This window comes from Schlesneria sp., from assembly GCF_036405755.1.
Lineage (GTDB): Bacteria > Planctomycetota > Planctomycetia > Planctomycetales > Planctomycetaceae > Schlesneria > Schlesneria sphaerica.
On the sequence record NZ_DASWWZ010000557.1, the window covers coordinates 1 to 10,339 of the forward strand.

Annotated in this window: 6 protein-coding genes; 5 read left to right on the forward strand and 1 reads right to left on the reverse strand. The window is 56.3% G+C overall.

What is annotated here, in order from left to right:
- Positions 1 to 242 precede the first annotated feature (242 nt).
- Positions 243 to 614: a rhodanese-like domain-containing protein gene (locus VGE80_RS18665; RefSeq protein ID WP_373650432.1), complete on the forward strand. Its 372-nt coding sequence runs from the start codon at positions 243 to 245 to the stop codon at positions 612 to 614.
- Positions 615 to 628: 14 nt separating this feature from the next.
- On the opposite strand, the gene lhgO is transcribed toward VGE80_RS18665, so the two are convergent.
- On the reverse strand, positions 629 to 1,825 hold the full coding sequence (gene lhgO / locus VGE80_RS18670; protein WP_373650433.1) for an L-2-hydroxyglutarate oxidase: 1,197 nt from the start codon (positions 1,823 to 1,825) through the stop codon (positions 629 to 631).
- A gap of 340 nt (positions 1,826 to 2,165) precedes the next feature.
- On the opposite strand from lhgO, the gene VGE80_RS18675 reads away from it, so the two are divergent.
- From VGE80_RS18675 to VGE80_RS18690, 4 genes are all read left to right on the forward strand, one after another.
- Complete coding sequence (locus tag VGE80_RS18675; protein WP_440593712.1) at positions 2,166 to 2,771, forward strand: RNA polymerase sigma factor; 606 nt, start codon at positions 2,166 to 2,168, stop codon at positions 2,769 to 2,771.
- 171 nt (positions 2,772 to 2,942) lie between these two features.
- Entirely contained in the window at positions 2,943 to 4,367 is a 1,425-nt protein-coding gene (locus VGE80_RS18680) for a protein kinase domain-containing protein (RefSeq protein WP_440593713.1), read from the forward strand.
- Positions 4,368 to 4,513: 146 nt separating this feature from the next.
- Positions 4,514 to 7,267 (forward strand): hypothetical protein, encoded by a 2,754-nt coding sequence (locus VGE80_RS18685; RefSeq protein ID WP_440593714.1) that lies wholly within the window; start codon positions 4,514 to 4,516, stop codon positions 7,265 to 7,267.
- Positions 7,268 to 7,741: 474 nt separating this feature from the next.
- On the forward strand, positions 7,742 to 10,339 hold a 2,598-nt coding region (locus tag VGE80_RS18690), incomplete at its 3' end, for a hypothetical protein (RefSeq protein ID WP_440593715.1).

Genomic DNA, 10,339 nt, shown 5'->3' on the forward strand with positions numbered 1-10,339 from the left:
TCCGTGCCCCATCATCGCAGGTTTTGCGATCGTATCAAACAGACACGATGCGTTTTTACTCAGATTGAGAAGGATCTTTCCGGTCGCGAACGGTGATTGCTTGTCGATGTCTGCGGCACTCTGATATTTTCAAACTCGGCCTGATTTCAGGTGAGCTTCGACGTTCTGGACGGAACCTCATCTCGATCAATTCTTAGAATGGACTTGTGGACACCAGAAGTGGTGCAGAAGGATATTACGATATGGCAAATCATGCGCCTCGCTTCCTGCAACTCGTTGAAGCCGTTCGGGGCAATATCCGCGAGTGTACGGTCCCGGACGTCGAGAAGAGGATCGCGGCCAACGAACAGTTCCTGCTGTTTGATGTCCGTGAAGAGAGTGAGTTCGCGCAGGGGCATCTGCCGGGGGCGAAGTCACTCGGCAAAGGGATCATCGAACGCGATATCGAAGCTCTTGTTCCCGATTTCGATCGCGAGATGGTGCTGTACTGCGGCGGTGGATTCCGTTCGGCCCTGGCCGCCGACAATCTGCAGAAGATGGGCTATACCAACGTCATCAGTATGGATGGCGGCTTTCGGGGCTGGAAAGAAGCAAATCTCCCCATCGAAAAATGATTCGGTGACTGTGGTCAGAACCGCGGAGCCAGTTTTTCGACTATCAGCTTTCCAATATTCAGAGAGGCGGTCGCAGCCGGGGAGGGTGCATTGCACACGTTGACGACCAGATCGTTCTCTTGAATCAGAAAGTCATCGACCAGTCGGCCATCTCGTGTCAGTGCCTGTGCCCGGACACCTGCCGGGGCAGGGACAAGGTGCTCGCTCTGAATTTCAGGGACGAGCCGCTGCAGCGCCGCCACGAATGCGTCTTTGCTGAACGAGCGATGGAATTCGTTCCAGCCCGCGCGCCAATGCTTCCAGGCCATCCTCAGGAAGCCGGGGTACGTCAGTGATTCGAGGGTGTCGAACAGATTGAAGCTGGTCTTGTAGTAACCCTCACGCGCGAACGAGAAGACGGCGTTGGGCCCACATTCGACCCCCCCATGAATCATGCGGGTAAAGTGGACACCGAGAAACGGAAACTCGGGATCAGGTACAGGATAGATGAGGTGCTTGCACAAGTGCTGCGCTGAGGGTTTCAGCTCAAAGTATTCGCCACGGAAAGGGATGATCTGGGCATTGGGCCGAACCCCCGACAGCCAGGCAAGTCGATCGCTTTGAAGTCCGCCGCAATTCACAACCAGACGAGCTTCCAGTTCGCCCGCTTCATTCTGAACGACCATACGGTTATCGCTGCGGAACATCCCCGTCACTTTGGCGCTCATCTTGATTTGACCGCCCGCCTGTTTCACGCGTTCGGCCAGCCGTTCTGCCACTTGGCGGTAGTCGACAATTCCTGCATCGGGAACGTGAATCGCCTGGACCCCCAGGACGTGGGGTTCAATTTCTTTCAGTCGCTCGGGCCCGATCAGCTCGCATTGAATCTGATTGGCAATTCCCCGCTCGTAAATTCGCTCGAGCTGCGGAATCTCTTTGGAATTGACGGCAACGATGACTTTACCGCAGCGTTCAAACGGAATGTTTTCCTTCAGGCAGAATTCTTCCATCGCAAGGCGGCCATCGCGGCAATTGGTGGCACGTAACGAACCGGGTTTGTAGTAAATCCCCGAATGGAGAACTCCCGAATTGTGGCCGGTCTGATGCTGAGCGACCTCGCGCTCTTTCTCGAGGATCGTGACCTTCCGGTCGGGAAACTGTTCCAGCAGACGGTAGGCCGTAGCCAGGCCGATGATCCCTCCACCGATGATGACGACGTCTGATTGCTGCATATTCCATCCTGTATGACTGGCTGGTGACCAACGCGAACATCCCGTCACGCCAGAGCACCCGCAGCAATATAGTTAACCTGAACGCTCGAAACTAACCATCCTGCCTGTAATTCCAGTCTCGCCCGAACGGCTCGATCCAGTCGGACCACCTCAGGCATCGGCTGAGATGTCCGTCGCACAAGTATCCACTGCTGAATCAATGGGAAGGTCCCTCGCTCTACGATCGTTCTGCGGGCAGGCTGCAAATTCTTGTAAGATTTCCGTGCGACTGTTGTGTTACTCTTGTGAGCTGCATCGTGACACGAACCTGCACGGTTGGCCTCCTTTTCCTGAGGCATCAATGGCACCTGTTCCGGATACTCGACCGAGTCTTGTTCTGCGGCTCCGCGATACGCGGGATCAGCAGGCATGGACGACATTTCTCGAAATCTATCAGCCACTCATATATCGCCTGATTCGCACTCGACACGTGCAGGACGCGGATGCCCGTGAAATCACACAGGAGGTGCTGCTGGCGGTTGCAGGTTCAATCGATCGTTGGGAGGTTGATCCGGGGCGGGGGACCTTTCGGGGCTGGTTGTCCACGATCACACGCAATCTGGTTGTGAACTTCCTGATCAGGCAATCGAGACATCCGCGAGGTCGGGGCGACACGGATTTTCAGCAGGTGATGGTTGATCTGCCGGCTCCGGAAGGGGATGAGTCGGCACTCTTCGACCTGGAACAACGCAGGCAGGTCTTTCGCTGGGCCGCCGATCGAATTCGGAATGAATTTCGAGAATCCAACTGGCTCGCCTTCTGGCGAACCGCCGTCGAGGGGCACCCGGTGGCTGACGTCGCACGTGAACTGCAAATTTCTGCAGGCCTGATTTACGTCTCACGCAATCGCGTGATGAAACGGTTACGAGAAAAGGTGGAAGAATTTGAGAAGAAAGATGTTCGATAGTCGTTCTTTTCGCTGAGCAAGAACTTTTTCGCCTCGGTTTCGGCTGGCCCTGCGCACTCGTGCTGCGTCAGGCCCGACTGACAGAATGAATTCTCGCTGAATCAGAGGGGACTCTGATTGATCGGCGGACCGTAATACGGCGTTGTCCAGGCAATCTCAAAGAGCTGAACCATGTTTACTCGCATGTCCCATTATGATCGGGAACAGTTACAGCGAATGCTGAATGGTGAGTTGCCTGAGGCAACTCAAACAGCCGTCGTGCGACATCTCGAAAACTGCACCGGTTGCCAGCAGCAGATGGAATCCCTGGCGGCCACGGCACATTGGTGGGAAGAAACGCGTGATGCGTTGGCGGGGCTCCAGCCTCACACGAATTCATCCGAATTCAGTGGACTTTCGATGCATCCAGCAGAGGAGTCCATCCGCACCGTTCCGCTTGATTTCCTCGCCCCTTCTGACAATCCGGCAATGCTCGGAAGGTTGGGTGAGTTTGAGATTCTCGAGGAGATCGGCTGCGGTGGAATGGGAATTGTGCTCAAAGGCTACGACCACGAACTGAACCGGTACGTGGCTGTGAAAGTGTTGCACCCGTTCTGTGCGACGAGTGCTGCGGCACGGCGCCGGTTCGTCCGGGAAGCTCAGGCGGCTGCCGCAATTGTCCATCAGCATGTCGTCGCGATTCATGCCGTGGATGCCTCTCATCATCCGCCGTACCTCGTAATGCCGTATGTTCCCGGCGAATCGCTGCAGCAGCGATTGACCCGCGTGGGATCGCTGGATGTCGTCGATACGCTGCGGATCGGGCAGCAAGTAGCAGACGGGCTCGCCGCAGCACATGCTCAGGGACTGGTTCATCGTGATATCAAGCCGGGCAACATTCTGCTGGAACGGAACGTTGAGCGCGTACTGCTCACCGATTTCGGACTGGCCCGCGCGGCGGATGATGCAAGTTTAACGCGGAGTGGAGTCATCGCCGGGACGCCTCAGTTCATGTCGCCTGAACAGGCACGGGGCGATCAGGTCGATCATCGGACTGATCTGTTCAGTCTGGGGACGGTGCTTTACACGATGCTGGCGGGGCATTCTCCCTTTCGGTCCGAAACGGCGATGGGCGTTTTGAGGCGTGTCTGTGACGAGACACCCCGTCCGTTACGCGAGATCAATCCGGCTGTACCTGATTGGCTGGAAGCATTGATTGCCAAGCTGCAGGCCAAGCAGATCGACGACCGATTCGAGAATGCCCATCAAGTTGCGGCACTTTTGCAGAACTGTTTGGCCCACGTTCAGCAACCAACACGGGTTCCGCTGCCGGTTGAAGTCACGGACTTAGTCAGGCGGCCAGCGAAATTAAGAGAATGGCAATCTGGCCTAGTCGCGATTCTGCTGTTCGTCGTGTGCGGGGCAATCTGGGCCTTACGTCCCCCAGCGGCTGTTCCCCTGCCGCATGCCAGTGTCAGTCCTCCCACGGAGGCTGCGGTGTTAATGCCGACTCCCGCCGATGACGGAGCCAATGATGGATGGGATGACGAGTTACAACCCGAGACCGATGCCGTCCTGGGAAAGCTAAAGGCGTTAGAGAACGAAGGTGAATTCTAAGTTTCACGGTTTCGGTGGTCACCGATAACCGCGTCGTCGTTCCGCCGAGGGATCCTGTGTCCGATGCAATATCTCACTCGGACAATTTGCACGAATTGATGTTTACTGAAGCAACGATGTCTTCAACTGACAAAGAAAGAAATCCCATGGCGAGCAGATACAAACTGGCGAGTTGGATTGTTCTGGGCATCGTCGTGCAGGTAAGCATTATCCTGGGCACGATCTACTACATGGAGTCTCGCTTCGCCCAGGCGTTCTCAAGTCGGGAAGCCCGTGGTTCCTCACACGAGAGCGATGACATTCGTCTAGAGCACGAGGATGTGCCGATCCCTCATTCGGCGCAGTCGGATGACGATGACTCGGCCGTTCACGTCTCCGAAATTGCCGAGTCACCGATTCCCGCGCCGCGAGTGCGGGAGTTGATCGAAATCGAACGAGGCTCTGCTACCGAAATCGCCAGATCGATCCGTGAACTTTTCGGAGACGGGATCAAAGTTTCTGCGATCGAGAGCAGCAGCTCTGTCGTTGTGATGGCTGATCGAAAGACAATCGATGACATCGTCGCATTCGTTCATGAAGTCTCAAGGCGCAGTCACGAACTGGACGAGTCACAGTCCGAGCCCCCGGCTGGTGAGCAATTGCCTGAACCCGAGGATGAGATTCCCGATTCCAATTCAGTCGGGTTGACTGACACCGAACCGGTCGGAATTGATCCGATCGAGCCAAGTGAGGAAGGGGCCGCACCAGGGAATGTGACGACGTTCTTCCGAGTTCGAAGTGGTTCCCCCAAGAACATCGCGACGACGATCAAAGAGGTGTTCGGAGCCTCGGTCAAGGTGATCCCGGAACTCGAGAGCCAATCCGTGATTGTCGTCGCTGACCCGGCAACACAAGAACGTGTCAGCGATTTAGTGGAGAAAATCGAACCTGAGGCCAGAGAGCAGCGGGCCGGGAACCATTCGTCCGATGAGACAGACGATCCGCCGGCGGAGGGGGAGCAGGATGAGGCGATCGTCCATGGGTTTGAGCCTCATCCGGTCGCCGATGCGATGCCCTCAAACCTCTCCGACCGAGATCGAGCTCTCGCCGCAGAGGGCCCGATTGGTCTCCGCGAACCTCTGCCGCAGGATCATTCCTTTTCCGGCCTCTTCGTTCAGGATGCAGAGGATGCATCCTATGATCGACAGGCAAAACAGCTTGCCCGGCGGATTCGTGAGGCGAGGTCAGACGAGCGCCAGCGCCTGCTGCGGGAACTGGAAACCCTTACTGTTCGGCAATTCGAACATCGTCAGCAACTACGGCACCGAGAGTTTGAGTCCATCAGTCAACGACTTGAAAGACTGATCGCCAGCCACTCGCGACGTCAGGCTCATCAGGCCGAAATCGTCGAGCGACGGATCAAGGATCTGCTCGAGCCCGACGCGGATCTGCGCTGGGACGAACCGGGCACACGGGCAGAGCGTCTGGCCGACATCGCTATTTCAGGGCCTCTTGGCGAAAGCGAAACGGCGTTGCCACGCGACCCGGACACCAGAGTGACGACGCCCAAACGCGAACCCAGGGCGAGTGACTTAAGAGAGGCTGAGCCAACTTACAATGGAATCACCTTGAGCGACTGGTTGCGCATGCTGCAGACGGAACGAAACGAGGAAAAGGTTGCTGAGGCCGTTCTTGCGATGAACGCCCTCGCAGATCGGGCTGATTCCCAAGACTTGACCAGGGCCATCCTTCAAACGATTCGCCTCCAAAACCCTGATCTGATCATTAGCGCCATGGGGGTTCCTCGCAATGGGATACCAGTGCCCAAAGAGCCGCAGGTGATCGTTCGAGGGCTTATGTATTTACTGACAAAGCTCCCTGCCGAAATCGTCGTCACCGAACTCTTATCGGCTTTTCAGCATTCTTCAGAAAAGGAGTCAACGCGAGAGTTTCTCGGCTGGTTTTTGTATTCGCTTCAGCACGACACGATCTTAATCTCGAGTTCCAGGGGGCATTCTGCTTTCCCGGACTCCGTCTCGTCGGAGGAAGCAAAGCAACGTCTCAAAGCAGAAATTCGTCGCCATTCGAGGGAATTCATCAGCAGAATCGTTGCCATCGCCACCATAGATGACAGTCTGACAAACTGGTCGGTCCGGTGTGCCGAAACGATTCTTCGGATGAGCGGAGAGTCCATTAAATCCTATCCTGAACTTGTTCCGCTTGCGGAGCGATCACTGGAACCGCTCCCGACGGAATTGGGGACGATGAAACTGAGCTCGCCCTTCTATCAGGGACCTTTTGCCGCATTGCTGCTGGCCGAAAGCGGTTTGAAAACTTCTGAGGTTCTCGCGTATGCGGAGAAGCTGTTGGCGACCGAGTTTGAAAACGGTATCCGGTGCGTCGTCGCGATCGCTCCTCATTCATCCGGCGCAGTGGATCTACTGAATAAAATTCTGGACCGGCACTCGAAGGTGTTTGATGAGTACTACGCCGCAGTCCGGAAGGAAAACGATGTCCTCAATCCCTACAGTTCTGCTCCAGCACATATCACGGGACCCATTCATGAGGTCGCGAGGATCATGAGTGCCCTCGGCGAGATGGGGACTGCTGCCAGTCCATCGCTTCCAAGGCTAAAGCATTACGCTGAATCAGAAATGTTTCGGTACCATCGAGTGTCGCTCCGGGAGCTTTCAGCGCCGCCAGGAGGACGGGGTATCGGGAGGGGGAGGGAATTCTCACTGCAAGATCTCGCCAGGGAAACGATCGTGAAAATCGAGAAGGCAAAGGCGCAGCTGGACCGCGAAACAGTTCCAGTTGAGGACGGAAAGGCAACAGGAGACCACTCGCCCACAGACCAGGACGGACTTGACGAGCAGCCCCGGGATGATGCGCAAATTCCGTCAAATGGACGGGTCGACTAGGGGACCGGCGGCAATCGCGAGGGGAGTTCGCTGGAGGAATTTTTTCAGCAGCACGCATTCCGGGGAGGTGACCGCTGCGCTATGCAGGTGTGCATATTGCCTGGAAAAAATATGTTCTCCGAATTGTGCCAACGTGTGTTCTTCACGGATGTGTTTTGGTTACTTGAGGACAATTAGCAGTCCCGTCGTCAGAACGCCCGAATCGTCCAACTTGTGGGCCTCCCATGAAAATCACCCCTCCCTGCGTCGTTGAATCAGAATTCAATTTTCTTCAGAACGATCTTCTTCAGATGGAGGGGGCTATTCACTGGGGAAGAGAGGTCGTCGGCGGCACATGAGTTGCCCGGTTTTCTGAGCGTCTGATTTTCCCGGGCGATGGTGTCCCACTGGCTGCATCTGGTCGGTTTCCGTGCAGCAGTTTGAACCGGGAGGCACCATGAACTAGGATCAGGATCGACTCAGGAGAAACCGAAATTGACTTGGCGCACCGTCCTTTCCCATGCATTCCTTACCATCATCCTCTCGGGAATGGTTGCCGTCGCGTACGCACAGGAGAAAGCCCCGGGGGATGATCCTCTACCGGCGAAGTCCACAAATGCGGCGACAAAGAACGGGAGTGAACTGACTCTTGAAGCGATTCAGGAACGGGTCAAGAGTGTTGAGGAAAACAATGAGCTCGAGGCCGGGGTTAAAGCCCGGATTCTCGACAATTATGCCAAGACGCTGGTGCAGTTAAAGCAGGCCTCTGATGCCACTGCTCTCGGTGAACAGTACGCTCGTCTCACCCGTGAAGCCCCCGAGACGCTGCAGCAAATCAAGCTGCAACTGGCGAAACCGGCCCCCCCGACTGCTCCCGTGATCGCGCCTGACGCGACTCTAGCGCAGCTCCAGTCGATGCTGACCCAGGCGGAAAGTAATTTCACTGAGGCACAAAAGTCCCTGCAGAGTCTCAAGGAGGAGCCTAAACGCCGGGCTGATCTGCGACTCGAGATTCCCAAAAATGCGGACTCGGCCAGGCAGCAACTCGCCGATATCGAGAAGCAGCTTGAGACCAAGCCCGCACCGGGTGAGTCAGCTGATTTAACAAATTCCGTGCACGCCTATCTTGAGGCACGTAAGCGAGCCATCACTGCAGAAATGGCGACGGCGCAGATCGAGTTGCAATACTTTGACTCGACGGGCGATCTCTTGTCGGCCCAGCGCGACCGCGCCGCACAGCGTGTACTGGAAACGGAAGAACACGCCAAAGCACTTCGTGCCATCGTCAATGACCGTCGCCGGCAGGAGGCGGATCAGCAGGCGATTGAAGCGACTCGCGCATCTGTCCAGGCCCATCCCGCTGTGCGGAAAATTGCCGAGGTTAATGCTGCTCTTGCCGGCCGACGTCGGACACTCGCCACGACCATCGAGAGGACGGCTCATGAAGTCGAACACCTGGATCAGGTCGTTCAGTTAATGGACGAGCAGTTCAACCGGATTTCCAAGCGATACGACACTGCGGGTACGACAGAAGCCATTGGACTGCTGCTGCGCAAGCAACGCGACGATCTGCCGAATCGAACCTCAAATGTGCAGGAAATCAATCGAAGGACGGCACTGATCGCAGAAGTGTGTCTGGAGTTGATCGACGACGAAGAAAAGCGAAGCGATCTGGCGACGATCGATCGACACGTCAAAGCGATCATGACTCACCTGCAACCTCCAATTCCCGAAAACGAAAAGGAGTACCTGCAGGAGAGTATCAGGCAGGTGCTGGAAGCTCAGCGTGACCTGTATGACTCACTGATTGCGGACACGAACAGCTATCTGGACAATCTGGTCGAAGCGGATGTCCGACAGCGACAGTTAATTTCCAAGGTCGACGAATATGCCGCGTATGCCGACGAACGAATTCTCTGGATTCGCAGTGCAAAAATCCTGGGGGTTGCAGACCTGCATCAGTTGATGCCGGCAATCAGCTGGCTGGTGAATGGAGAAAACTGGGTCACGGTCGGATACGCGATCTGGAATGATGTACTGAACCGCCCTCTCCAGGCCCTGCTGCTCCTGGCCGCATTCCTGATCCTCGTATTGTTCCGGCGATTTCTTCGCACGAAGATCACGCAACTCGGGGAAATCGCCGCTCGCAGTAACAACACGGCCTTCTATCCAACGCTCTGGGTTCTCTTGATCACCGGGTTGCTCGCAATCCAGTGGCCCTCGATCCTGTATTACGTCGGACACGCATTAACGGCGACCGAACGAGGATCCGAATTCATTCATGCGGTCGGGCAGGGGCTGCGCAAAGCGGGGGTCATCTATGCAACATTCGAGATGCTGCGGCTCGTGTGTCGTCGGCACGGTCTCGGAGAAGACCATTTCGGTTGGAACAAGACGAGCACGCGTTTGCTTCGTTCCGCAATCTCGTGGTTCATGGTGTGTGGCCTTCCTCTAATCCTGATTGTGACCATCACGGAATCTCAGTCCAACGAGTCGATCAAGAACTCGCTGGGTCGGCTGGCATTTCTGGGGACCCTGATCGCATTGATGGCCTCGGCCCACTCTGTGATGCAGCCGGTGGGTGGGGCACTCGAGTTTGCGTACGCGGCCGCTCCTAAAGCCTGGGCCACCCAGTTGAAGACTGTGTGGTACGTTCTGACGCTGTTGTGTCCGCTGTCTCTCGGCGTTCTGTCATTGTCGGGCTATCACTACACCTCGGTTCAGCTTGCCTGGCGATTGCTGGCAACGTTCTGGCTGGTGATCGGGCTGTTAATTGTCCACGCAACTCTGATTCGCTGGTCCTTGCTTTCGTACCGTGACCTGGCGATGCGGAAGGCCCGCGAGCGTCGTGCCGAAGCGGCTGCGGGGGGAACGCCTGCGGGGACACCCATCGCCGCCGCAGCCTCATTGCCGGGGAAGACGCAGGAAGAGGTTGCTCTTTCCGATATCAACAAACAGTCCCGCAAGGCTCTGCAACTGTTCATGGCGGTCGGCATGGCGATCGGGGTCTGGCTGGTGTGGGGCGATATCATGCCCGCACTCGGGGCGTTGCGGAATATCGAACTGTGGATGGTGGAAACGGCCAGTACGGAC

Excerpts from the sequence above, each read along its gene's own strand:
- VGE80_RS18685 (WP_440593714.1), top strand. The coding sequence starts at position 4,514 with ATGGCGAGCAGATACAAACTGGCGAGTTGGATTGTTCTGGGCATCGTC.
- VGE80_RS18675 (WP_440593712.1), top strand. The coding sequence starts at position 2,166 with ATGGCACCTGTTCCGGATACTCGACCGAGTCTTGTTCTGCGGCTCCGC.
- lhgO (WP_373650433.1), bottom strand. The coding sequence starts at position 1,825 with ATGCAGCAATCAGACGTCGTCATCATCGGTGGAGGGATCATCGGCCTG.
- VGE80_RS18680 (WP_440593713.1), top strand. The coding sequence starts at position 2,943 with ATGTTTACTCGCATGTCCCATTATGATCGGGAACAGTTACAGCGAATG.
- VGE80_RS18665 (WP_373650432.1), top strand. The coding sequence starts at position 243 with ATGGCAAATCATGCGCCTCGCTTCCTGCAACTCGTTGAAGCCGTTCGG.